The organism is Erwinia pyri (assembly GCF_030758455.1).
GTDB lineage: Bacteria > Pseudomonadota > Gammaproteobacteria > Enterobacterales > Enterobacteriaceae > Erwinia > Erwinia pyri.
Genome location: NZ_CP132353.1, coordinates 1727743 through 1750940 on the forward strand (window position 1 = coordinate 1727743; position 23198 = coordinate 1750940).

Here is a 23198-nt window from a genome sequence, read left to right on the forward strand (position 1 = left end):
GAGGTGCTCTATGTATACCACACGCCTGAAAAAAGTCGGCGGTTCCGTCATGCTGGCGGTCCCTCCCGCCGTGCTGAAAACGCTGGCGCTCTCTACGGAGAGCGAAGTGGGCATAACCATTGAGAATGGCTGCCTGATTATTCAACCCCAGAAGCGGCCACGTTATTCGCTTGAAGAACTGCTGGCGCAGTGCGATCCGCACGCCGACACCAGTAAAGAGGCTCAGGAGTGGATTGATGCGCCTGCGGTGGGTAAGGAGATTTAGTAGATGGAGAGAGGGGAAATCTGGCTCGTCTCACTGGACCCGATCGCGAGTCATGAGCAGAGCGGAAAACGCCCGGTACTGATCGTTTCTCCGGCATCGTTCAATAACCTGACCCAGCTACCCATTGTTGTTCCTGTCACCAGCGGCGGAAACTTTGCCCGCGCTGCTGGTTTTGCCGTTTCACTGGAGGGGGCAGGAACAACAACAACGGGCATCATTCGTTGCGACCAGCCCAGAACCCTGGATATGGCAGCCCGTAACGGCAAACGGCTGGAACATGTACCTGAAAGTATCGTGGATGAAGTGCTGGCCAGGCTGGAAGCAATACTCACCTGAAAAGTTATGTCGGGCAGCAGACTGTTTCGTGATTACCTGCTGAGTCATTAACACACTGTTCCGCAGAATCGTCAGCTGATTTGCTGAGTTGCTGACACACTAAGTTGCCAACTCCTGAACCCGACGTGAAAGAGATCTGCCAGATCACGCTGAAAAGCAAAAAGCCCGCTCAGGTTTCCCTGAGCGGGCTTTTCTATGTATGGCTCCTCTGACTGGACTCGAACCAGTGACATACGGATTAACAGTCCGCCGTTCTACCGACTGAACTACAGAGGAATTGTTTCAACGGGGCGCATGTTATCGACAGCGCCGTCTGATGTCAAAGCCCTTATGCAAAATTGCTGTGCGTTTGCTGGCAAAACCAGCGAATTGGCGATTTCACCTGCCATTGCGCAACATTCAATCTCTTGCGCCAGATCTCACTTTGATCGGAATCCTTCGCCGATGTTAGAGGTGTGTCAAATTTTTGTTATTTGTTGATTTTAAAACAACCGTTTCGGTGCTTTCATATTGAAAATTTCATATGACTTTATTTTGAAACAAATGAACTGCCGGATGTGATGTTGATCCTGATGCGGGATAAATGAAACGTAAGTTTGAAATTAACAGTCTGATTTAAAATGAAAAAATGCAGAGGAGTATCTACCCTGACCCGGTCTTACCTTTAACACATTCTCCCCACTATTTTAATTAAGCCGTCGGTGAAGTTGAGTGAATGTAAAAGATATTTTTCATTCGATGTCCCAGCCAGCCTGCGCATACTAACGATAAAAAGGGCTTAGCCATGAACGTGAAAAAAACGATTTTAGCGTCGCTGTTAGTGTGTATGTTACCCGTTTCCGTTTTTGCCAAAGATTTGCAGGTCGGTGTCTCAATGGCGCTTTTTGATGACAACTTCCTGACTATTCTGCGTACCTCTATGCAGAAAGAGATGCAGAAAGAGAATGTGAAAGGGCAGATCGAAGACGCAAAAGGAGATGTTTCTCAGCAACTCTCGCAGGTACAAAGCTTTATTGGCCAGGGCGTCGACGCCATTATCGTCAACCCGGTTGATACCAACGCCGTTAAGCCGATCATCGATCTGGCGACGAAAGCGTCGATCCCCCTGATTTTCGTCAACCGTGAGCCTGCTCTGCAACTCACCGACAAAATGGCTTATGTCGGTTCCGATTCTGAACTGGCAGGTCGCCTGCAAATGGAAGCCCTGGCAAAAAATATGAACTACAAGGGCAACATCGCCATTCTCCTCGGCGATCTGGCTAACGAATCTACCCGTAAACGTACCGCAGGCGTTAAGGCTGTGATCGCGAAATACCCCGGTATGAAAGTCACCAAGGAACAGACCGCAAAATTCATGCGTAACGATGCGGTAGACGTGGTGAGCAACTGGTTAACCGCTGGCGATGACATTCAGGCCATTGCCGCCAACAACGATGAGATGGCTATCGGCGCGCTGCAGGCATTGGGCAAAAATGACGCTCATGTGCTTGTTGCGGGCGTGGATGGCACGCCCGATGCGTTGCAGATGATCAAGAACGGCAAAATGGTCGCCACGGTATTCCAGGACGCGAAAGGTCAGGGCGAAGGGGCTGTCAAGACTGCGGTCAAGCTCGCCAACGGGGAGAAAGTGCAGAAGATCGTCGATATCCCGTTCCAGCTGATCACCAAAGATAACTACACCAAATTCACCAGCATGAACCAAAAATAACCCCGCCGTACGGAGGTGAAGCATGGCCGCATATGCGCTTGAAGCCGAAGGCATCAGCAAGTTTTTCCCGGGCGTAAAGGCACTGAGTAATGTCTCTTTACGCGTGAAGGCAGGAACAGTCCATGCGCTGATGGGCGAAAATGGCGCGGGCAAATCCACTTTAATGAAATGCCTCATCGGGATTTACCGTCCCGATGAGGGACAGATCAAAGTTAAAGGGGAGCCGGTGCAGTTCGTGGATACCATGGACGCGTTGCGTTCAGGGATCTCAATGATCCATCAGGAATTGAACTTAGTTCCCCATATGACCGTGGCGGAGAATATCTGGTTAGGCCGTGAACCGATGAAGTTTGGTTTTGTCGATCACGGCAGGCTCAACCGGATGACCAAAGAGTTGCTGAGCAAGCTCAATATTCGTCTCTCTCCTGAGCGGATGGTGGGCGATTTGAGTATTGCTTCGCAGCAGATGGTGGAGATTGCCAAAGCTGTCTCCTGGAACGCCGATGTGGTGATCATGGACGAACCGACCTCGGCGCTGACCGAGACGGAGGTCTCGCATCTGTTTGCCATCATCCGTGACCTGCGCGAGCAGGGCAAAGCGATCATCTATATCAGCCATAAAATGGATGAGATTTTTGCCATCACCGATGAAGTCAGCGTATTCCGTGACGGCGCCTGGGTTGGCAGCGACAGCACCGCCAGCTACTCGCGTCAGTCACTGATTACCCAGATGGTGGGGCGTGAGCTGACTCAGCTGTTCCCGAAATTCAACAACGATATCGGTGCCGACGTGCTGACGGTCCGTAACCTGCACCGCAAAGATGTTTTCCATGACATCAACTTCAGCGTGCGTCGTGGCGAGATCCTGGGCGTTGCGGGGCTGGTTGGCGCAGGGCGTAGTGAGGTGATGGAAAGTCTGTTCGGCATGACCAGCATTGACGGGGGCGAGATCCTGATTGATGGCGTGCCGACCAAAATCGACTCGCCTTCAACGGCGATTGAAAAGGGTCTGGCATTCCTGACCGAGGATCGCAAAAAGTCGGGCCTGTTTCTGGTGCTGTCGGTGATGGAGAACATGAGCATCGTCAACATGCCGGAGTACAGCGGCAAAGGGGGATTTGTCAGCCATGTACAGATGGCGAAAGATTGCATGGATCAGATCCGGCGGCTCAATATCAAAACGCCCACCATGGATCAAATCATCAATAACCTGAGCGGCGGTAACCAGCAGAAGGTGCTGATTGCCCGCTGGCTGCTGGCGCAGCCTAAAGTCCTGATCCTCGATGAGCCAACACGCGGCATCGATGTAGGCGCCAAGGCGGAGATCTACCGCCTGATAAGCGAACTGGCGAATCGCGGCGTTGCCATCATCATGGTCTCTTCTGAACTGCCTGAAATTCTGGGTATGAGCGACCGGGTCATGGTTATGCACGGCGGCCGTATCACCGGCATCCTCAGTAAAGAAGAGGCTGACCAGGAAACCATCTTGTCGTTGGCGTCCGAGTAAGGACGTAAGGTAACCCTATGAGTGACGTAAAAATGACTACTCCACAGCCCGCTTCTTCGGCATCCATATTCAGTAACCTGAAAGGCAGAATGCCTAAAGATACCGGCATTTTTATCGTAATGGTGGGGATTGCGCTGATTTTTGAGGCCTTTGGCTGGTACGTGCGCGATCAATCCTTCCTGATGAACCCAAACCGTCTGGTGCTGATCATTCTGCAGGTCGCCATTATCGGTATCATTGCGGTTGGCGTGACCCAGGTCATTATCACCACCGGCATTGACCTCTCCTCCGGCTCGATCATCGCGTTAGCGGCGGTTGTGGCGGCCAGCCTGGCACAGACCTCAGACAGCCTGTCGCCAGTCTATCCTTCGCTGGTTAATATGCCTGCGGTGGTGCCCATCCTTGCCGGAGTCGGCGTGGGGCTTCTCGCCGGTGTGATTAACGGCGTGTTGATTACCCGCACCGGCATTCCCCCTTTTATCGCCACGCTGGGCATGATGGTGTCGGCTCGCGGTCTGGCACAGTATTACACTCAGGGCAACCCCATCAGCTTCCTCTCTGACGGCTTTACCTCCATTGGTCAGGGCGCGATGCCGGTTATTATCTTCCTGGTGGTGGCGGTTATCTTCCACATCGCGCTGAAGCATACCCGCTACGGTAAATATGTTTACGCCATTGGCGGCAACATGACCTCGGCGAAAGTCTCCGGGATCAAGGTTAACAAGTATCTGATTATCGTCTATACCATCGCCGGGGGGCTTGCCGGGTTGGCAGGCGTGGTGTTGGCTGCCCGCGTCAGTAGCGGACAATCGAGCATGGGGATGTCCTACGAACTGGATGCGATAGCCGCAGCCGTTATCGGCGGCAGCAGTCTGATGGGAGGCGTAGGCCGTATCACAGGCACGCTGATCGGGGCGGTGATCCTGGGACTGATCAAAAGCGGATTTACCTTTGTGGGTGTGGATGCTTACGTGCAGGACATTATCAAGGGCATCATTATTGTGGCCGCCGTATCTATCGATATGTATCGCAACCGCAACAAGCGCTGAGCCGCTTTTCGCTTAACACTCGGGGCCAGACTTCACCGTCTGGCCCTTTTTGCTGCGGTGGAAACGATTACATGCACAGCAGAACAGCAGCTTTTGCACCATCAGGGTGCACCGAAAGGCGCTCATCCGACCTCCCTGAGATGAAAAATTCTCATTACCTCTAAAGGAGTAATCAGATTCTCTTATTTTTCGGCCTGTTAGCCATAAGCTGAGGCCCGGGTCAGCTTTTAAGAAAAATCTGGCACGCCCCTTGCAATTATCCCTCTGCACCAGAGTGAAAACTTATTTCTTATCGCCAGTAAAAATGGCACCCGGGGATCCGTGACGGAGGCAACATGAACTTAAGACGACTCAAATATTTCGTTAAAATCGTCGATATCGGCAGTCTGACCCAGGCCGCAGAAGTGCTGCATATTGCGCAGCCTGCGCTCAGCCAGCAGGTCGCTACGCTTGAGAATGAACTGGACCAGCAGTTGTTGATCCGCACCAAGCGAGGCGTGACGCCTACGGAAGCCGGCAAGATCCTCTACTCTCATGCCCGCACCATTTTACGCCAGTGTGAACAGGCGCAAACGGCAGTTATTAATGCCGGACAATCTTTGAATGGTCAGGTTTCAATTGGCCTCGCTCCGGGCACCGCAGCCTCCTCGCTGACCATGCCTTTACTGCAAACCGTGCGCGAGCAATTCCCCGATGTGCTGGTTTATCTGCATGAAAACAGCGGCGCCTCATTAAACGAAAAAGTGATGAATGGGCAGCTTGACATGGCGGTGTTATACGATCGTGCCCCTACGGCGGGCATTACCAGCATGCCGCTGATGAAAGAAGAACTTTATCTGGTTGGCGCAACCGAGTGTCCCGGCCAGAATATTGATCTGGCCGACGTGGCGCTGATGAACCTCTTCCTGCCGCGAGACTACAGCGCAGTACGCAAACGTGTTGATGAAGCGTTCTCACTGCGTCGTCTGAGCGCCCGCATTATTGGCGAAATCGAATCTATCGCTACGCTGACCGCCGCCGTCTCCAGCGGAATGGGCGTCACCGTGCTGCCGGAATCTGCCGCCCGTGCGCTGGTCAGTTCCACCAATGCCTGGATGGCGCGCATCAACAGCCCAACGCTGAATCTGCCGCTGTCGCTGAACGTTTCAGCCCGCCTGCCGCTTTCTCCTTCGGCACAGGCGGTGAAAAATATTCTGCTGTCACTGCTCAATAAGCCGGTAGTAGAAGATCGCGAACTGATGTTAGTGAGCTAAATCTCCCTTCGGGCGCGCGGCTGCGCGCCTCACTTCTTAGCACCAAAAAGCATATAAAACCTTTTTTTATTATTTGTTGATATCAAACCGCCTCCTTAACATGAGGTAAACCAACAGATAACGGAAAGGGGTGCCCACGTGAACTTTCAGCAACTTAAGATCATCAGAGAAGCGGCACGCTGCGATTTTAATCTCACCGAAGTGGCGAATACGCTCTTCACCTCGCAATCGGGCGTCAGCCGCCATATCCGGGATCTGGAAGATGAACTGGGCGTGGAGATTTTTATTCGCCGTGGGAAACGTCTGCTGGGTATGACGGAGCCGGGTAAGGCGCTGTTAACCATTGCTGAACGTATCCTGGATGAGGCTGGCAAAGTACGCCGACTGGCGGATGTATTTACCAATGAATCCAGCGGCGTGCTGACCATCGCCACCACCCATACGCAGGCCCGTTACAGCCTTCCACGTGTGATCAAAGCGTTTCGCGCCCTCTATCCAAACGTGCGCCTGGAGCTGAATCAGGGATCGCCGCAGGAGATTGTCGCGATGCTGGCAGCGGGCGAAGCCGACGTGGGCATTGCCAGCGAGCAGGTGGTGAATAACCCGGCGCTGGCAGCTTTCCCCTGGTTTAACTGGCACCATGCGCTGCTGGTTCCCAAAGGCCACGAGCTGGAACAGCAGCAGCCGGTATCGCTTGCTGCCCTCAGCCGCTATCCTCTTATTACCTATCGGCAGGGGATCACCGGACGTTCCCGCGTTGACCGTGCTTTCCAGGCTGCCAGCCTTAAACCGGACATTGTTTTAAGCGCACAGGATTCCGACGTGGTGAAAACCTATGTTGAGCTGGGGCTGGGGGTAGGGGTGCTGGCCGATCAGGCCTGCCAGTTAGATGAACATTCGTCGCTGACCCGGCTGGAAGCGAAACATCTGTTTGAATCCAACACCGTCTGGCTGGGGCTGAAGCGCGGTCAGCTGCAGCGCAACTACGTCTGGCAGTTCCTGGAACTCTGCAATGCCAACCTCTCCCTGGAAGAGATCAAGCGTCAGGCGCTTTCCGTCACTGCAGAAGAGCCGGTGCTGGACTTTCAGATTTAAGTGCCGACTGCCGACTGCCGACTGCCGACTGGTAGCTGTAGCTGTAGCGGCGGCGGGCGGTCCGCCTCCCGCAGCATAAAATTTCGTTTCGATCGCTAAAACCCCCGCGCTCACTCTCTCCCTTGCCGTATAACGCAGCATTCGCCGCCGCGCTTCCGTTAGAGTGAAATTAACACTCAAAGGGGAAGTTATGCTTACTCAACGCTTAAAAGATCCACATCTGCTGCGGCAACAGGCCTGTCTGGAAGGTCGCTGGCAGTCTGCTGATAACGGGGAGACGCTCCCGGTTATTAACCCCTCAACTGGCGAAACGCTTGCCACTATTCCCGCTTTACAGAGCGCGGAGACGGAGCGTGCCATCGCCTGCGCGGAAGCCGTGCGTCACAGCTGGGGAAAGATCCCCAATGCCCAACGTGCGCAGCTGCTGGAAAAATGGCATCAGTTAATCCTCGATAATGTCGATGATTTAGCCGTCATCATGACCGCCGAACAGGGCAAACCGCTGGCCGAAGCGAAGGGCGAGGTGCTCTACGGCGCCAGCTTTGTGAAATGGTTCGCCGAGGAGGCGCGGCGCATCTACGGTGAAACCATTCCTGCCCCCACAGGGGACCGCCGCATTCTGGTGATCAAACAGCCTGTGGGCGTGGCTGCGGCTATTACTCCATGGAATTTTCCGATTGCGATGATCACCCGTAAAGTTGCGCCGGCGCTGGCGGCAGGCTGTCCGATTATTGTCAAACCTTCTGAACTCACGCCGCTCTCAGCCCTGGCGCTGATGGTGCTGGCGGAACGCGCCGGTTTTCCGCCTGGCGTGCTGCAGATGCTGACTGGCTTACCGCAGGGAATTGGTGCAGCCCTGACCGCCAGCCGCGCGGTGCGCAAAATCTCCTTTACCGGCTCGACCCGGGTCGGACAGCTGTTGATGCAGCAAAGCGCAGAGAGCATCAAACGTCTCAGTCTGGAGCTGGGCGGCAACGCTCCGCTGATTGTGTTTGATGATGCGGATCTGGATATTGCCATCAGCGGCGTGATGGTGAGTAAATTCCGCAACGCCGGGCAAACCTGCGTCTGCGCTAACCGCATCCTGGTGCAGCGCGGCATTTATCCCCGCTTCGCTGAGCGTTTGCTCGAAGAGGTGGCAAAACTCAACGTTGCCGATGGCTTTACGGAAGGCAGCACGCTGGGGCCGTTGATCAACGCCGCGGCGGTGCAAAAAGTGAATGCGCATATTGATGATGCAGTGAGTAAAGGCGCAACCATTCTGGCCGGCGGAATTGCCCGGGGAGAGGGCACGTTTGTAGCGCCCACCGTACTGGGTGATGTTACTCCTGCCATGCGCATTGCCCATGAAGAGACTTTCGGGCCGGTTGCGCCGCTGTTTGTTTTTGATACCGAAGAGCAGGCGGTGAAGATGGCTAACGACACCCCTTATGGCCTTGGCGCCTATTTCTTTACGGAAGATACGCGCCGGGCGTGGCGCGTAGGCGAGGCGCTGGAGTTTGGTATGGTGGGGCATAACACCGGCGCCATTTCGCTGGAAGTCGCGCCGTTTGGAGGAATTAAAATGTCCGGCACCGGGCGGGAAGGATCGCATCACGGCCTTGATGAATACCTTGAAATAAAAGCCTTTCATTTTGGCAGTCTGAATTAAAAATAATCGTTAATATTTCGTAAAGAGGCTCCTTTTCATTCATGAAGAGGGGCTTTTTTTATTTCAGCTCCGCCTCCCCGGGTAAAATCGTTCTCCGGCATGGTGCAGCCTGATAACATTCCGCCCTGAGATGGTGCGTTTATAATGTTAACTAAATCATGAGTTTACACCTTCAATGGATCCGTGAGATTTACCCTTTGATTACGGCATAAAATTTTTTTCAGCCCATTTTTACGCATTATTATTTTTTCGCTGGCTGGCATACTTTCTGCATTAAGTGAATAAGGGCAGAAAGAGCGATGCGGTGATTAATTACTTAGCAGGCTAAATGAAAGCAGCGGGCAGGCTGATTACAGGCCGGATAAATATAAGGATTTTTCCATGTTGAGTTTCGACCCAGATAAAGTTTCCCTGCCGGAAGGCCATTATATCAATGGCGGATCCAGGATGGGTTCCGGCAGTAAACTGCTGGTGAAACGCCCCTCTGATGGCCTGATCGCCGGAGAGCTGACCGAGGCCAGCCCGGCGATGGTAGATGAAGCGGTCACGCTGGCAGACAGGGCGGTAAAAGAGAGCGGCTGGGCCAGCTGCCCGCCCCGTCAGCGAGCGGCAGTGCTGAATCGCTGGGCCGACCTGATAGCCTCCGATACCCGGCTGGCGCAGCTGGAATCTCTAGGCTCAACCCGTCCGGTATATGACGTGGTCAATCACGAACTCCCTTTCACCGCAGAAGCAATTCGCTTTTATGCCGAATGCGCGGACAAATATAGCGGGGATGTGCTGCCCACCCGTGAGGCCAGCCTGGGGATGCTGGTGCCGGAACCCTATGGCGTGATTGGGGCGATTACGCCGTGGAACTTTCCTCTCTCTATGGCCTCGTGGAAATGTGGCCCGGCGCTGGCAGCAGGAAATGCTGTGGTGCTGAAGCCCTCTGAACTGACCCCTTATTCCACGGTGCGCCTTGCGGAACTCGCAACAGAGGCTGGACTGCCCAAAGGCGTGCTCAACATCGTACAGGGCGGCGGTGCCGTGACCGGAAGCGCGCTGGTCGCTCACCCGCTGATCCGCAAAGTCTCTTTTACCGGCTCAACGTTAACCGGTGCACGCATCATGAGTGATGCTGCCTTTAACGGCATGAAGCCGGTCACTCTGGAGCTGGGCGGCAAAAGCCCGCAGCTGGTCTTTGACGATGCTGGCGAGGTCGCTGAAGTTGCCGGACGTATCCTGTGCGGTTTCACCGCCAACGGCGGCCAGGCGTGTGTGGCAGGCACCCGTCTGATTGTACAGCGCGGGATTGCCGATGCGTTGATTGCCGAACTGATCGATCTGTGCGGCAACTTCCGTCCCGGCGTAACCTGGGATGAAAAGAGCCGTTACGCTCCGATGATTGACCGTCGCCAGGCAAGCAAAGTGCAGCAGATTGTTGATGCGGCCTGGCAGCAGGGCGCGGAAATCCTCGCCGGAGGAAAACGGTTTGAGGGCACGGGCGAAGGATATTTCTGGCAGCCGACGCTGCTGACCAACGTGCCTGCTGACAGCCCGGCCGTGCAGGAGGAGATCTTCGGTCCGGTGCTGACCATCCAGATTTTCGATCAGGAAGAGGAGGGGCTGGCGCTGGCTTCCCATTCCACCTACGGCCTCTGCGCGGGCGTTCACACCAAAAATATCGATCGGGCGCTGCGCGCTATGCGCGGCATCGCCGCGGGAACGGTATGGATTAACCGCTACGGGCGCTCGGGTGATTTCATTATTCCTACCGGCGGCTTCCTGGGTTCCGGCATCGGCAAAGATTTAGGCCGTCAGGCGTTTGAGGCCTGCCAGCGATACAAGAGCGTACTGATCGACTTTTAAACTCCACTTACTCCTGGTTAAAAGAGGATGCGTCATGGCTGTGTTTAAACCGAAATACATTACCTTCGACTGTTACGGCACTTTAATTAATTTCGACATGTCTGGCGCGGCGGCCAGCGTCTTTGCTGACCGCGTCAGCCCGGAAAAGATGCAGGCGTTTACTGACGATTTCTCTGCTTACCGTATGGATGAAGTGTTGGGCGCATTCAGGCTCTATCCGCAGGTCGTTGGTAACGCGCTTTACCGCACCTGCAACAAGTGGGGCGTTGAGTGTTCCGATGAGGATTGTGCGGCGATCATGGCAGCCTGCGCGACCTGGGGTCCGCATCCTGACGTGCCGGAAGGGCTGGCGAAAGTGGCGAAAGAGTTTCCGCTGGTACTGCTGACCAACTCCACTGACGAACTGATTAAACACCACGTTCCCCGCCTCGGCGCGCCCATCCATATGACCATTACGGCGGAAGAGGTGGGGGCTTATAAGCCGCAGATGAAAGGCTTCGAGTATATGTTAAGCAAGCTGAACTGCGCCCCTGACGAAATCCTCCACGTCTCCAGCAGTCTGCGCTATGACCTGATGACCGCTCACGATCTCGGTATTACCCACAAAGTCTTCGTTAACCGCGGCCACGGTCCGGGCAACCCCTTCTATGGCTATAGCGAAATTCAGCACATTGGCGGCCTTGCCGGCGTTGTAGGTCTGTAATCACGCACTGGAGCAGGGCGATGAAACTCGAATCTTTCTGGCAGGCAACGGCTCCGGCATTTAGCGGGGCAGCACGGGGCGATCTGCCTTCTACGGCAGATGTGGTGGTGATTGGCGCGGGCTTTACCGGTATTTCCGCCGCGCTGAGCCTGGCACGAAGCGGGCTGAAGGTGGTGGTGCTGGAAGCCGCAGAAGTGATGAGTCAGGCCTCCGCCCGTAATGGCGGGCACTGTAATACCGGCGTGTCGCAAAACTTCGCCTCGCTGATTGCCAGCCAGGGCGTGGAGCAGGCCAGTCGCTACTACCGCGCTTTTGCTGATGCGGTTGATTATGTACAGAGCCTGGTGGAAAACGAGCAGATCGCCTGTGACTTTCTGCGTACGGGGAAAATCAAGCTGGCGAGCAAGGCGTCCCATTTCCCGTCCCTCAGGGCAACCTATGAGGCGCTGCGCAGCACGGTGGACAGCGAGGTTGAACTGGTTGGCGCCGACGAGATCCGCAGCGAAATCGATTCGGATGCCTTCCATGGCGGCCTGATCCAGAAACGCGGCGGGCAGATGCATATGGGCAAGTTTGGCATCGGGCTTGCGGAAGCGGCGGCAAAGAGCGGGGCGGAGATTTTTGAACAGACGCCGGTAACCAGCCTGACGCGCCTGAACGGTTATCGCCACCGTGTCGGCACCGCCAGAGGCGATATTGTTGCTGACAAAGTGCTGATGGCGACCGGTTGCTCCAACGTCGGGCCGTTTGAGTGGTTCCAGCGCCGCATTATCCCCGTCGGCAGCTTTATTGTTGTCACCGAACCGCTTGAGGCGGAGCAACTGCGAAGTCTGATGCCGCAGAACCGTACCTGCGTCACCTCGCTGAACATTGGTAACTATTTCCGTACCACGGCGGACAGCCGGTTAGTGTTTGGCGGCCGCGCCAGGTTTGCGGTCAGCAGCCCGACTTCAGATGCGCGCAGCGGCAAAATTTTACAGGCAGGCATGGCCAAAATTTTTCCGTCGCTGTCACAAACAAAAATTGACTACTGCTGGGGCGGGCTGGTGGATATGACCGCCGATCGGCTGCCTCATGCAGGTGAGCACGAAGGGGTGTTCTACTCGCTGGGCTACAGCGGACACGGCACCCAGATGTCGGTGTGGATGGGGCGGGTCATGGCTGACCTGGTAGCAGAAAAAAGCCGTGAAAACCCCTGGCAGCGCGAAAGCTGGCCCGCCGTTCCCGGCTATTTTGGTAAACCCTGGTTTTTGCCCGTTGCGGGCTTGTATTACAAGGCTAAGGACCGGCTCTCCTGAGTATCTAACGTTCGTCATTGAGGGTGTGCAGATGAGTAAATTTCGTAAAGAATTTAGCCGCGTTACCCCATCTTTAACGCAGGCCATCACCGACGTCTCCATCTCCCGGCGCGGGATGATGAAACTGCTCTCAGCCGGGGCCGTCATGAGCACCGGTCTGATCGGCTTCCCGGAAATGAGCTTTGCTGCTGAAACGCCCCTCCAGGGCGGTAAAATGCGTGCCGCCGTGGCTAACGCTTCCGCCACCGATACGCTGGATCCGGCGAAAGGCAGCAACAGCGGGGATTACTGCCGTCTGTTTATGTTCTACAGCGGCCTGACCGAGCTGGATAAATCGCTGGCGGCGAAACCGGCCCTGGCAGAGTCGATTGAAAGCACGGATGGCATCACCTGGCAGATTAAGCTGCGCCCGGGCGTGACGTTCCATGATGGTAAGGCGCTGACCGCTCAGGACGTCATTTTCTCGCTGAACCGGCACAAAGATCCGGCGGTAGCTTCCACGGCTATCACCCAGGCGAAGCAGTTCGACAGCCTCACTGCGGTCAGCCCGACGGAGATCAAACTGGTGCTGACCCAGCCTAATTTCGATATACCCGTGGTGCTGGCTACCTCACCTTTCCTGATCCTGCAGGAGGGCACCACAGACTTCAGTAAAGCTGTGGGAACCGGCCCGTTCAAACTCAAGACCTTCTCCCCTGGCGTCAGTACCGTTGGCGTAAAAAACCCGAACTACTGGAAGCCCGGCCTGCCGCATCTGGATGAAGTGGAGTTGATGGGGGTCACCGATCAGGCCGCCCGCGTCAATGCGCTGATGTCTGGCGATCTGCATATCGTGGCCACGCTCACGGCCAACGACGTGAAACGTCTGCGTCAGTCCGGCCAGTTTGGCGTGATGGAGAGTAAGTCCGGCATGTATACCAATCTCATTGTGCGTACCGACGTCAAGCCGGGCAGCAATGAAGATTTTGTCCTCGGCATGAAGTACCTGCAACCGCGTGAAATGATGGTAAAAACTGTAATGCAGGGATTTGGTCAGGTGGCCAATGATACGCCGGTGCCGCCGTGGCATCCGATGTACAACAAGGATCTTCCCCAGCGTCCGCTGGATATTGAAAAAGCGAAATATCACTTTAAAAAGGCGGGAATGGCTGGGGCAACGGCTGAGATTATCACCACCCAAAATATTGAAGGCTCCGTTGAGGGCGGGCAGCTGCTCCAGCAACTGGGTCGCTCTGCGGGCATGAACTTCACCGTACGGCGCGTGCCTTACGATGGCTACTGGTCCACCCACTGGACCAAAGATCCGCTGGGCTATGGCTCGATAAACCCCCGTCCCACCATCGACCTGTTGCTGTCACAATTCTATCTCTCAGAAGCGCCAAACAACGAATCGGGCTGGAAAAATCCCCAGTTCGATCAGCTGGTGATAGCGGCACGCGGGGAGAGCGACCAGACAAAGCGCAAGCAGATGTACGGCGATATGCAGAAGCTGATTTACGATCACTGCGGCACGATTATCCCGACCTTTATCAGTACCCTCGACGGGCACAGCAATAAGGTCAAAGGGGTTGAGGCCTGGCCATCAGGCATGATGATGGGCTACCGCTTCCACGAGTTTGCCTGGCTCGCTTCCTGATAAGGAGAATGCCAATGAACCGCTACATGCTCTTCCTGATTGCCCGGCGCTGTGGTGCCGGCTTGCTGACGCTGCTGATCGTCTCGGCCGTGGTGTTCTTTATCACCAGCCTGCTGCCGGGCGATGCGGCCCAAATGGTGCTGGGTCAGAATGCCACTCCGGAAACCGTGGCGGCGCTGCGTCAGCAACTGGGGCTGGATCAGCCGCTGCTGATGCGCTATCTGAACTGGCTGGGCGGCATGCTGCAGGGCGACTTCGGTACCTCGTTTGCCAGCCATCTGCCTGTCTCACAGCTGGTGGCGCAACGTATCCCCGCCACCTTTGAACTGGCCGGGATCACCACGCTGGTGTCGGTGCCGTTAGCGTTACTCATTGGCCTGACTGCCGCCATGAAGCGCGGATCGCTGTTCGATCGCGCTCTGATGGTCGGCACGATGGCGGTGGTCGCCGTGCCGGAATTTCTGGTTGCGACGATCGCGGTTATCCTCTTTGCGGTGAAGCTGCACTGGGTGCCGGCGATGTCGCTGGGCACGCCAGCGCCGGACTTCGTCAGCTATCTGAAAGCCTACGCGCTGCCGGTGCTGACGTTATGCTGTGTGCTGGTAGCGCAGATGGCGCGCATGACCCGTTCGGCTCTGATCAACCAGATGGAGAGTCCTTATCTGGAGATGACGCTGCTGAAAGGTGTCTCGCCGTTGCGCGCCATGCTGCGCCACGCGCTGCCTAACGCCGTCGGGCCAATCGCTAATGCCATCTCGCTGAGCCTCTCCTATCTGTTTGGCGGGGTGATCATTATTGAAAGTATCTTCAGTTATCCGGGGCTGGCGAGCCAGCTGGTGGATGCGGTAAGCAACCGTGACCTGCCGGTGGTTCAGCTCTGCGTCATGCTGTTCGCCCTGTGTTATCTGGTCCTGCTGCTGCTGGCCGACATTCTGACCATCGCATTTAATCCAAAATGGAGGGGCTGATGAATCTCTTAACGCTTCCCTGGCGCTTCTTTCTCTCACTGACTGTCAGCGGCCGTGCCGGACTGCTGATCACTCTGACCTGGGTATTTCTCGCGGTGTTTGGCACCTCGCTGGCCCCGTACCAGCTTGAAGAGATTGGCGTTGGCCCTATGCTGGGCGGAATGAGTAAAGCGTTCTGGTTCGGCACCGATTATCTGGGGCGCGACATGCTCAGCCGTATTTTGTATGGCGCCCGCTATTCGATAGGGCTGGCGCTGGGCGCTGCGGTGCTTGCCAGCCTGACCGGCACGCTGCTGGCGTTGCTGGCGGCGGTAGCGGGACGCTGGCTGGAAGAGGTGCTGGGGCGTATCAATGACGCGCTGCTGGTTCTGCCGGGTAAAATCCTGGCGCTGATGATTGTGGCGGTATTTGGCTCCTCCTTACCGATGCTGATCGTCACGGCGGTCTTCACCTACTGGCCCGGCGCCTACCGTATTGCCTATGCAATGGCGTCTAACCTGCGGTCGATGGACTATGTGCGCGCCTCGCGCCTGCGGGGTGAAAGCCGGTTCTATATCGCCATTCACGATATTTTGCCCAATATGGTTCACCCGATGCTGACCGACTTCGGCCTGCGGTTTGTCTACATTGTGCTGCTCCTCAGCGGCCTGAGCTTCCTGGGGTTAGGTGTCCAGCCGCCATATGCGGACTGGGGGACGTTAGTGCGGGAAAACCTGCAGGGGCTGTTCGACGGTTCGCCAGCGGTGTTAATGCCCGCCATTGCCATCGCCAGCCTGACCATCGGCGCCAACCTGTTTATTGACAGCCTGCAGGGGATGCGTCCTCTGGTTCAGGCGAAGGGGGTTGCATGAACGTAACGCCACACAGCGCCACGCCGGTAGTTGTCGTCGAAAATTTACGCGTTATCGCCCATGCCGAGGATGGGCGTGAAATCCCGCTGGTCTCCGATATTCGCTTCACCGTGCAAAAAGGAGAGGTGCTGGCGCTGATTGGGGAGTCGGGATCGGGCAAAACCACCATCGCGCTGGCCCTGATGGGCTACGCCAGACATGGCTGCAAGATAGCGGATGGTACTATTCATATCGCCGGAACGGAGGTCACCTCGCTGACGCCCCGCCAGCAGTGCGCCTTGCGCGGGAACAAAGTGGCATACATTGCGCAGAGCGCCGCCGCATCGTTTAACCCGGCGATGAAGATAATGGATCAGGTGGTTGAACCGGTGGTGATCCACGGACTGATGAGCCGCAGCGAAGCGGAGAAAAAAGCCGTGGCGCTGTTCCGGGAGCTGGCGCTGCCGAACCCGGAAACCATCGGCCAACGCTATCCTCATCAGGTTTCCGGCGGGCAGCTGCAGCGGCTGATGACCGCGATGGCGTTAATCAGCGATCCGGAAGTGGTTATTCTGGATGAGCCTACTACCGCGCTGGATGTCACTACTCAGGTCGAGGTGCTGAAGGCTTTTCGTCGGGTCGTGCGCCAGCGCGGCATGACGGCGATCTATGTCAGCCATGATCTGGCCGTGGTGGCGCAAATGGCCGACCGCATTCTGGTTCTGCTGAAAGGCGCGATTGCAGAATATGGCACCACAGAGCAGCTGCTGCGTGCGCCGCAGGCGGAGTACAGCCATCTGCTGCTGGATGCGGCAAAACAAAAATCACGTCCTACTCCCTGGCTTCAGCCTGAAGATACCGTGCAGCCCATGCTGGAGGTGCGGGATCTCTCGGCGGGCTATGGGCCGGTGGATAAAGAGGGGCAGCCTAAAATTCCAATCCTGTCGGCGATCAACTTCCGGCTCTTTCGTGGTCAGGCCATCGGTATTATTGGTGAATCCGGCTCCGGCAAAACCACCCTGGCGCACGCCATTGCCGGAATGAATCGTCCCTCCAGCGGCCACATTCTGTTTAACGGGCACTACATAGCCGGAGAGATGCAAAAACGCTCTGAGAATGAGCTGCGCCGCATTCAGTACGTCTTCCAGATGGCTGATACCGCGCTTAATCCTGCGCACACTATTGCCACTATCCTCAGCCGTCCGCTTAAACTGTTCCACGGCTTACGCGGCGCGGCGCTGGAAAAGCGTCTTGCCGAACTGCTGGAGCTGGTCAGGCTGCCACGAAATGTCCTCTGGCGGCGTCCGTGGGCGCTCTCCGGCGGACAGAAACAGCGCGTAAACCTGGCGCGTGCGCTGGCGGCGGAGCCGGATCTGATCCTGTGCGATGAGGTAACCTCCGCGCTGGATACCGTGGTTGCGGCCGCCGTGCTCGATTTGATTACCGATCTGCGCCGTGAGCTGGGGCTTTCCGTGATCTTTATCAGTCACGATCTCCACGCCGTCCGTTCCGTTTGCGACGAAATTATTGTGGTGCAGAACGGCCGGATGATTACCCAGGTTGCGCGTGCCGATTATGACAAGCCTTCCACCGAGTTGTATTACGAACGCCTGAAGCGCGCGGTTCCTGAACTGCGGCAGGGCTGGCTGGATGAACACGACGCCAGCGATATTGCGCTTTGACGGCTCAGGTGAAGCGTCACCTGACACAATTGCTATAAGAGGTTAACAAGAGCATGCCCGCACCAATTCGATATGTTCAGGACAGCCGTTTTTTTCCAGACTCGGCAGATGTGGTGGTTATCGGCGCTGGCATTGCCGGTTCGGCGGCAGCCTACGAGCTTGCTAAACAGGGCGTCAGCGTGGTGCTGATTGAAAAAGGGCTGGTAGGCGGCGAGCAGTCCAGCCGCAACTGGGGCTGGTGCCGTCAGCAGAACCGTGATGAACGGGAGCTGCCGCTGATTATCTATGCGCTGCAGCGCTGGGCGGAGTTAGGGCAGGAGACCGGCGAGGAGCTGGGCTTCCGCCGGACCGGGCTGGTTTACGCCACCGGGAATCAGGATGATATCAACGCCTGGGATAACTGGGGCAAAATGGCAAAAGGGTATGGCGTCCGCAGCGATATCCTCACCAGCGAGCAGGCAAAATCGATGACGCCCGGCAGCACCAGCCGCTGGCTTGGCGGCGTCTCCTCCCCAACGGATGGGCACGCCGAGCCTTCGCTGGCCTCGCCGGGGCTGGCTATTGCCGCCCAGCGTTTGGGCGCTTCCCTGTTCCAGCAGTGTGCCGTCCGGGGGCTTGATATCTCTGCGGGCAAAGTCAGCGGCGTGATTACCGAACGCGGCGTGATTAAGACTACCCGGGTTATTTGTGCCGGCGGCGCCTGGACCTCCATGTTCTGCCGCCGCCACGGCGTCGATCTGCCGCTGGGCAATGTAATCGGTACCGCATTTCGCACGGCACCGGTGGAGCAGGCGATCGCTGTTCCGCTCTATACCCCGAATTTCGCCTGCCGCCCGCAGCTGGATGGCAGCTATACCGTCTCCGTTTCAGGCCGGGGCAGATTAACGCCCGGTGCGCAGGGATTACGGTATGCGCGGCAGTTCTATCCCACTTTCAAAGCCCGCCGCAAGAATCTGAAAATCGAGCTGGCGCTGGCGGCCTTTTTCAGCGGCCCGGAGTCGCTGGCGCGTTGGCAGTTTGACCACGCCTCGCCGTTTGAAAAAGTGCGCATCCTCGATCCGACGGCAGACATGGCGATGGTACAGGAGGGCCTGGCAGCGATGCGTAAGGAGTACCCGGCGTTATCTGCGTTACGCGTTGAGCAGGCCTGGGGCGGAATGATTGACAGCACGCCGGATGCCGTACCGGTTATCTCCACCATCCCGCGGCTGCCGGGCTTGATTGTCTCGGCGGGCTACAGCGGGCATGGATTTGGCATCGGCCCCGGCGCTGGCAGGCTGGCCGCCGATTTAGCAACGGAAACCACCCCGATTGTGGACCCGACGCCTTACCGCTATTCACGGCTGGTGGATGGCTCCGGCCTTGACGCGCCGGGCATGATGTAAAGGAGAAAGAGATGACTATCGAGATAAAACCGATGCAGGAATCGCATCTTGAGCAGGCGTTTGCTCTGACGCAAAACCTTAAGTGGCCGCACCGCCTCGCGGACTGGCAGCAGGCATGGCGGCTGGGGGAAGGGGTGATTGCTGAGCAGGAGGGCAAAGTCCTTGGTACCGCAATCTTCTGGCGCTGGGGCGGGCATTACGCTTCGCTCGGGCTGGTCATTGTGGCTGATGAGGCGCAGGGGAGAGGCATTGGCAAACAGCTGATGCAGACGATGCTGGACAAGCTGGAGGGCAGCACGGTCCGCCTGCATGCTACTGAAATGGGCAAGCCGCTTTACGAAAAGCTCGGCTTTGTGGCCGTGGGCCATATTGAACAGCATCAGTGCCGCGAACTGGGGGAGATCTCCCCCTTGCTGCCGGAGCAGGGGCAGCAGTTGCGATCCGCAACGCAGCATGATTTTGAGCGGCTGGTTGCGCTGGATCGGCAGGCTCACGGCCAGCATCGTCCTGAACTGATAGCCAGTTTGTCAGAAAGCGCAGAGCGCATTTTAGTGCTGGAAGAGCAGGGCAATATGGTGGGGTTCGCCTGTTTGCGGCGCTTTGGTCACGGGTTTGCCATCGGCCCCATTATCTGCCGCAATTTAGCCGACGCAAAAGTGCTGGTCTCATCACTGCTGCCCGGGCTTAAAGGCGAGTTTGTGCGCATCGATACCGACAGCGAATATGGGCTGGGCGACTGGCTGAATACGCTGGGCCTGACCGAAGTGGACGGCCCCATCACCATGATTAAAGGCGTCCCCTGGCAGCCCAACGGTATGCTGGCCTACGGGCTGATGACTCAGGCGATGGGCTGATGAATATCGTCTATAAATCTTCGCCGGAACGCGGCGCCGTCTGGGCAAAGCTGCTGGCAACGCTGGCCCCGGAGGCGAACTTTCGTCAGTGGCCGGACACTGGCAACCCGGAAGAGGTGGACTACCTGGTCGCCTGGCAGCCGCCGGAAAATCTCCGGCAGCAGTTTCCCAACCTCAAAGTCCTGTTCTCGGTAGGCGCAGGAGCCGATCAGTTTGATTATGCGGCTCTGCCACCTGACCTGCCGGTGGTACGGATGATTGAGCCGGGGCTGACCAGCGGCATGGTGGAGTACGTCACCTTCGCCGTTCTGGGGCTACACCGGCAGATGCCGCGTTACCTGCATCAGCAGCGACAGCAGATCTGGCATGAGCACGCCAGCCAGCCCGCTTCCCGCTGCCGGGTGGGCGTAATGGGCGTTGGAGAGCTTGGCGAAGCCGCGCTGAAAACTTTAGTGCAGCTGGGATTTGATTGCGCAGGCTGGAGCCGCACGCATAAAGAGATTGCAGGCGTCGCCAGTTTTGCGGGTGAGGCCCGGCTGGGCGCTTTCCTGGCGCGAACTGATATTCTGATCTGTCTGCTGCCGCTGACGGCCGCAACCGAAGGTATCCTGAATGCTTCCCTCTTCAACCAGCTGCCTGAGGGCGCCGCGCTGGTACAGGTGGGGCGCGGAAAACATCTTAACCAGGCGCATCTGCTGGATGCACTTGAGAGTGGTCAGCTCAGCGCCGCAGTGCTTGACGTCACCTCACCGGAGCCGCTGCCCGCCGGGCATCCCTTCTGGTCCCATCCCGGCATCTGGCTGACGCCGCATATTGCCAGCCAGACGCAGCCCGAAAGCGCGGTTGGTGCCCTGCTGGAGAATATCCGCCGCTATGAGCGGGGAGAAAAACTCACTGGCCTGGTCGACAGGGAAAAAGGGTACTGAGAAACCGTTCCCGTAAACGGCAGAAATTTACCCGATGGATTGCCGCGCTTTTCAACAGTTAATGCTGCTGCCGCCACTATTACGGCAGCGGGACAAAAAGGCTTATTGCGATACTTGACCCCTGTTATCGTTCTATCGATGAGGAACAAAGATGCACAATTTACTGGCAGAGCAGCAGACATTTTCTGACAACGCGTTATTTCTTGATGCCCGTGAGCAGCATATTCCACGCGGAATTGTTACCGCCCACCCGATTGTGATTGCCAGAGGAAAAGGCTCGGAAGTCTGGGATGTAGAGGGCAACCGCTATCTCGATTTTGTGGCGGGCATTGGCGTGCTTAACGTGGGCCACAGCCATCCGGCGGTGGTTGCCGCCGTCACCGAACAGCTTCAGCAGGTTTCTCACGCCTGTTTTCAGGTCGCTGCCTATCCCGCTTATATTGAGCTGGCGAAGAGGCTGAACAAGCTGGTGGGTGCCGGTGAGAATTTTAAAAGCGTCTTTTTTACCAGCGGCGCAGAAGCGGTCGAAAATGCGGTCAAAATTGCCCGTTCCTGGAGCAACCGGCCAGGCATCATCGCCTTTGATGGCGCTTTCCATGGCCGGACCTTACTGGGCTGCACGCTGACCGGCATGAGCCAGCCTTACAAGCAAAACTTCGGCCCTTTCCCTGGCGATATCTATCGCGTCCCTTTCCCGAATGCTTTTCATGACATTTCTGAAGCGGACTGCCTGAAAGCGCTGGATACCCTGTTTGCGGTACAAATTCTGCCGGAGCGCGTCGCGGCGATTATCATTGAGCCGGTGCAGGGCGATGGCGGTTTCCTGCCAGCTTCTTCGGCGTTTATGCAGGCGCTGCGTGACATCACTTCCCGCCACGGTATTTTGCTGATTTGTGATGAGGTGCAGACCGGTTTTGGCCGTACCGGCAAGATGTTTGGCTTCCAGCATACCGGCATTGTGCCGGATTTGGTGACCGTAGCGAAAAGCTTGGGTGGCGGCCTGCCGATTTCCGGCGTGGTGGGGAAAGCAGAGATTATGGAATCACCCACCCCAGGCGGGCTGGGGGGAACCTACGGCGGCAACGCGCTGGCCTGCGCGGCTGCCCTGGCGGTGCTGGACCTGCTGGAGCATGGCGACCTGCTGGAGCGGGCCAATCACCTGGGGCAGCAGCTTAATGCGCGTTTGCAACAGTTAAGTGATAAATATGCCTGTATCGGCGATGTTCGTGGCATTGGCCTGATGCAGGCCGTAGAGATTATCGATTTCGAAACCCGCCAGCCTGACGCGGCGCTGACGCAAAAAATTCTCGACTGCGCCTGTCAGGAAGGGCTGCTGTTGATCAAGTGCGGCGTACAACGCAATACCGTCCGTTTCCTGGCGCCGCTGGTGACCAGTGATTCACAGCTGGAAGAGGCGCTGCATATCTTCGACATCGCCCTGGCCCGTGCCACGGGTCGGTCAGGCTGAATAGTGCTTCCTCATTGATATTATTACGGTTATTGACAATATGGCCGGAAGGTATGGCACGGTAAAACGCTGGCGCCGCGGGCGGGAAGCGTGCTATACCATCCTCATCGGGTAGCAGAATGTGAGGGGGCAATATGAATGGTTTAATGAAACTGGATCGTATCGATATCAACATCCTGGTGCAGTTGCAAAAAGATGGCCGCATCAGCAATGTAAACCTGGCCGATGCCGTTGGCCTCTCTCCCAGCCCCTGCCTGCAGCGCGTCAAGCGTCTGGAAACTGCCGGGTTTATTACCGGTTATGAAGCGCATATTAATCTGACAAAAATCTCCGATTCGGTCACCGTGTTCACTGAAGTCACGCTGGCCGGGCACCGGCGCGAGGATTTTATGCGGTTTGAAGGAACCCTGCGCGAGGTGGATGAGCTGATGGAGTGCCACCTGATCACCGGCGGCTATGACTATCTGCTGCGCTTTATTACCCGCAGTATTGAACACTATCAGGAAGTGATTGAAGGTTTACTGGATGCCAAAGTGGGTATCGATAAATATTTCAGCTACATCGTGATCAAGTCGCCAATCGTCAAAAGCAGCGTTCCGCTGCGTTCGCTGATTGCCCGTCATACTCAGGTCGAATACTAATTCCGGCGAGAGGTGAAGCGATTTTACCTCTGCCTCCCTGCTACCCTCTCCGGCAGAAAATGTCATTTCCCCGTTAATTTCCCCATAAATAC

The 23198-nt window shown here is 56.7% G+C and carries 20 protein-coding genes and 1 tRNA gene; 20 read left to right on the forward strand and 1 reads right to left on the reverse strand.

All coding sequences use genetic code 11. The annotated features are described in order from the left end of the window. Nucleotides 1-10: 10 nt before the first annotated feature. Complete coding sequence (locus Q3V30_RS08005) at nucleotides 11-265, forward strand: AbrB/MazE/SpoVT family DNA-binding domain-containing protein (protein ID WP_306212067.1); 255 nt, start codon at nucleotides 11-13, stop codon at nucleotides 263-265. 3 nt (nucleotides 266-268) lie between these two features. Further along, nucleotides 269-601 (forward strand): type II toxin-antitoxin system PemK/MazF family toxin, encoded by a 333-nt coding sequence (locus Q3V30_RS08010; RefSeq protein ID WP_306212069.1) that lies wholly within the window; start codon nucleotides 269-271, stop codon nucleotides 599-601. Nucleotides 602-801: 200 nt separating this feature from the next. On the opposite strand, the gene Q3V30_RS08015 is transcribed toward Q3V30_RS08010, so the two are convergent. Beyond that, nucleotides 802-877 (reverse strand) — tRNA-Asn (locus tag Q3V30_RS08015). A gap of 508 nt (nucleotides 878-1385) precedes the next feature. Between Q3V30_RS08015 and Q3V30_RS08020 the strand changes: the two genes are divergently transcribed. From Q3V30_RS08020 to Q3V30_RS08105, 18 genes are all read left to right on the forward strand, one after another. Then, a complete protein-coding gene (locus tag Q3V30_RS08020) occupies nucleotides 1386-2309 on the forward strand; it encodes a sugar ABC transporter substrate-binding protein (RefSeq protein WP_306212071.1) in 924 nt (307 codons plus the stop codon). 22 nt (nucleotides 2310-2331) lie between these two features. Then, nucleotides 2332-3816, forward strand: coding sequence for a sugar ABC transporter ATP-binding protein (locus tag Q3V30_RS08025; RefSeq protein WP_306212073.1), 1485 nt, complete (start codon nucleotides 2332-2334; stop codon nucleotides 3814-3816). Between the two features lie 17 nt (nucleotides 3817-3833). Next, nucleotides 3834-4865, forward strand: coding sequence for an ABC transporter permease (locus Q3V30_RS08030; RefSeq protein ID WP_306212075.1), 1032 nt, complete (start codon nucleotides 3834-3836; stop codon nucleotides 4863-4865). Nucleotides 4866-5200: 335 nt separating this feature from the next. Then, complete coding sequence (gene nac, locus Q3V30_RS08035; RefSeq protein ID WP_306212078.1) at nucleotides 5201-6118, forward strand: nitrogen assimilation transcriptional regulator NAC; 918 nt, start codon at nucleotides 5201-5203, stop codon at nucleotides 6116-6118. A gap of 138 nt (nucleotides 6119-6256) precedes the next feature. Then, nucleotides 6257-7213, forward strand: a complete 957-nt coding sequence (gene cbl / locus Q3V30_RS08040) for an HTH-type transcriptional regulator Cbl (protein ID WP_306212080.1) — start codon at nucleotides 6257-6259, stop codon at nucleotides 7211-7213. A gap of 190 nt (nucleotides 7214-7403) precedes the next feature. Continuing rightward, nucleotides 7404-8864, forward strand: a complete 1461-nt coding sequence (locus tag Q3V30_RS08045; RefSeq protein ID WP_306212082.1) for an NAD-dependent succinate-semialdehyde dehydrogenase — start codon at nucleotides 7404-7406, stop codon at nucleotides 8862-8864. Nucleotides 8865-9245: 381 nt separating this feature from the next. Next, a complete protein-coding gene (locus tag Q3V30_RS08050; RefSeq protein WP_306212084.1) occupies nucleotides 9246-10715 on the forward strand; it encodes an aldehyde dehydrogenase family protein in 1470 nt (489 codons plus the stop codon). Between the two features lie 34 nt (nucleotides 10716-10749). Then, a complete protein-coding gene (locus Q3V30_RS08055) occupies nucleotides 10750-11418 on the forward strand; it encodes a haloacid dehalogenase type II (protein WP_306212086.1) in 669 nt (222 codons plus the stop codon). A gap of 20 nt (nucleotides 11419-11438) precedes the next feature. Next, the gene (locus Q3V30_RS08060; RefSeq protein WP_306212088.1) at nucleotides 11439-12716 is read left to right on the forward strand and encodes an NAD(P)/FAD-dependent oxidoreductase; all 1278 of its coding nucleotides are present in this window, start codon (nucleotides 11439-11441) and stop codon (nucleotides 12714-12716) included. A gap of 31 nt (nucleotides 12717-12747) precedes the next feature. Next, nucleotides 12748-14352, forward strand: a complete 1605-nt coding sequence (locus tag Q3V30_RS08065; RefSeq protein WP_306212090.1) for an ABC transporter substrate-binding protein — start codon at nucleotides 12748-12750, stop codon at nucleotides 14350-14352. Between the two features lie 14 nt (nucleotides 14353-14366). Next, nucleotides 14367-15320, forward strand: coding sequence for an ABC transporter permease (locus Q3V30_RS08070; RefSeq protein ID WP_306212092.1), 954 nt, complete (start codon nucleotides 14367-14369; stop codon nucleotides 15318-15320). Next, on the forward strand, nucleotides 15320-16171 hold the full coding sequence (locus Q3V30_RS08075) for an ABC transporter permease (RefSeq protein ID WP_306212094.1): 852 nt from the start codon (nucleotides 15320-15322) through the stop codon (nucleotides 16169-16171). The genes Q3V30_RS08070 and Q3V30_RS08075 overlap by 1 nt, the downstream gene beginning before the upstream one ends. Continuing rightward, nucleotides 16168-17832, forward strand: coding sequence for an ABC transporter ATP-binding protein (locus Q3V30_RS08080; protein ID WP_306212095.1), 1665 nt, complete (start codon nucleotides 16168-16170; stop codon nucleotides 17830-17832). The genes Q3V30_RS08075 and Q3V30_RS08080 overlap by 4 nt, the downstream gene beginning before the upstream one ends. Before the next feature lie 53 nt (nucleotides 17833-17885). Beyond that, nucleotides 17886-19217, forward strand: a complete 1332-nt coding sequence (locus Q3V30_RS08085) for an NAD(P)/FAD-dependent oxidoreductase (protein ID WP_306212097.1) — start codon at nucleotides 17886-17888, stop codon at nucleotides 19215-19217. Nucleotides 19218-19228: 11 nt separating this feature from the next. Beyond that, on the forward strand, nucleotides 19229-20071 hold the full coding sequence (locus Q3V30_RS08090; protein WP_306212099.1) for a GNAT family N-acetyltransferase: 843 nt from the start codon (nucleotides 19229-19231) through the stop codon (nucleotides 20069-20071). Beyond that, complete coding sequence (locus Q3V30_RS08095; RefSeq protein WP_306212101.1) at nucleotides 20071-20997, forward strand: 2-hydroxyacid dehydrogenase; 927 nt, start codon at nucleotides 20071-20073, stop codon at nucleotides 20995-20997. Before Q3V30_RS08090 ends, Q3V30_RS08095 begins: the two co-directional genes overlap by 1 nt. A gap of 151 nt (nucleotides 20998-21148) precedes the next feature. After that, complete coding sequence (gene gabT, locus Q3V30_RS08100; protein WP_306212103.1) at nucleotides 21149-22465, forward strand: 4-aminobutyrate--2-oxoglutarate transaminase; 1317 nt, start codon at nucleotides 21149-21151, stop codon at nucleotides 22463-22465. A gap of 134 nt (nucleotides 22466-22599) precedes the next feature. Beyond that, nucleotides 22600-23106 (forward strand): Lrp/AsnC family transcriptional regulator, encoded by a 507-nt coding sequence (locus Q3V30_RS08105; RefSeq protein ID WP_306212106.1) that lies wholly within the window; start codon nucleotides 22600-22602, stop codon nucleotides 23104-23106. The last annotated feature ends 92 nt before the right edge of the window (nucleotides 23107-23198 follow it).

What these genes read in the sequence shown, in the direction of transcription:
- Q3V30_RS08005 (WP_306212067.1), top strand. Translation starts at nt 11, where the DNA reads ATGTATACCACACGCCTGAAAAAAGTCGGCGGTTCCGTCATGCTGGCG.
- Q3V30_RS08010 (WP_306212069.1), top strand. Translation starts at nt 269, where the DNA reads ATGGAGAGAGGGGAAATCTGGCTCGTCTCACTGGACCCGATCGCGAGT.
- Q3V30_RS08020 (WP_306212071.1), top strand. Translation starts at nt 1,386, where the DNA reads ATGAACGTGAAAAAAACGATTTTAGCGTCGCTGTTAGTGTGTATGTTA.
- Q3V30_RS08025 (WP_306212073.1), top strand. Translation starts at nt 2,332, where the DNA reads ATGGCCGCATATGCGCTTGAAGCCGAAGGCATCAGCAAGTTTTTCCCG.
- Q3V30_RS08030 (WP_306212075.1), top strand. Translation starts at nt 3,834, where the DNA reads ATGAGTGACGTAAAAATGACTACTCCACAGCCCGCTTCTTCGGCATCC.
- nac (WP_306212078.1), top strand. Translation starts at nt 5,201, where the DNA reads ATGAACTTAAGACGACTCAAATATTTCGTTAAAATCGTCGATATCGGC.
- Q3V30_RS08045 (WP_306212082.1), top strand. Translation starts at nt 7,404, where the DNA reads ATGCTTACTCAACGCTTAAAAGATCCACATCTGCTGCGGCAACAGGCC.
- Q3V30_RS08050 (WP_306212084.1), top strand. Translation starts at nt 9,246, where the DNA reads ATGTTGAGTTTCGACCCAGATAAAGTTTCCCTGCCGGAAGGCCATTAT.
- Q3V30_RS08055 (WP_306212086.1), top strand. Translation starts at nt 10,750, where the DNA reads ATGGCTGTGTTTAAACCGAAATACATTACCTTCGACTGTTACGGCACT.
- Q3V30_RS08060 (WP_306212088.1), top strand. Translation starts at nt 11,439, where the DNA reads ATGAAACTCGAATCTTTCTGGCAGGCAACGGCTCCGGCATTTAGCGGG.
- Q3V30_RS08065 (WP_306212090.1), top strand. Translation starts at nt 12,748, where the DNA reads ATGAGTAAATTTCGTAAAGAATTTAGCCGCGTTACCCCATCTTTAACG.
- Q3V30_RS08070 (WP_306212092.1), top strand. Translation starts at nt 14,367, where the DNA reads ATGAACCGCTACATGCTCTTCCTGATTGCCCGGCGCTGTGGTGCCGGC.
- Q3V30_RS08075 (WP_306212094.1), top strand. Translation starts at nt 15,320, where the DNA reads ATGAATCTCTTAACGCTTCCCTGGCGCTTCTTTCTCTCACTGACTGTC.
- Q3V30_RS08080 (WP_306212095.1), top strand. Translation starts at nt 16,168, where the DNA reads ATGAACGTAACGCCACACAGCGCCACGCCGGTAGTTGTCGTCGAAAAT.
- Q3V30_RS08085 (WP_306212097.1), top strand. Translation starts at nt 17,886, where the DNA reads ATGCCCGCACCAATTCGATATGTTCAGGACAGCCGTTTTTTTCCAGAC.
- Q3V30_RS08090 (WP_306212099.1), top strand. Translation starts at nt 19,229, where the DNA reads ATGACTATCGAGATAAAACCGATGCAGGAATCGCATCTTGAGCAGGCG.
- Q3V30_RS08095 (WP_306212101.1), top strand. Translation starts at nt 20,071, where the DNA reads ATGAATATCGTCTATAAATCTTCGCCGGAACGCGGCGCCGTCTGGGCA.
- gabT (WP_306212103.1), top strand. Translation starts at nt 21,149, where the DNA reads ATGCACAATTTACTGGCAGAGCAGCAGACATTTTCTGACAACGCGTTA.
- Q3V30_RS08105 (WP_306212106.1), top strand. Translation starts at nt 22,600, where the DNA reads ATGAATGGTTTAATGAAACTGGATCGTATCGATATCAACATCCTGGTG.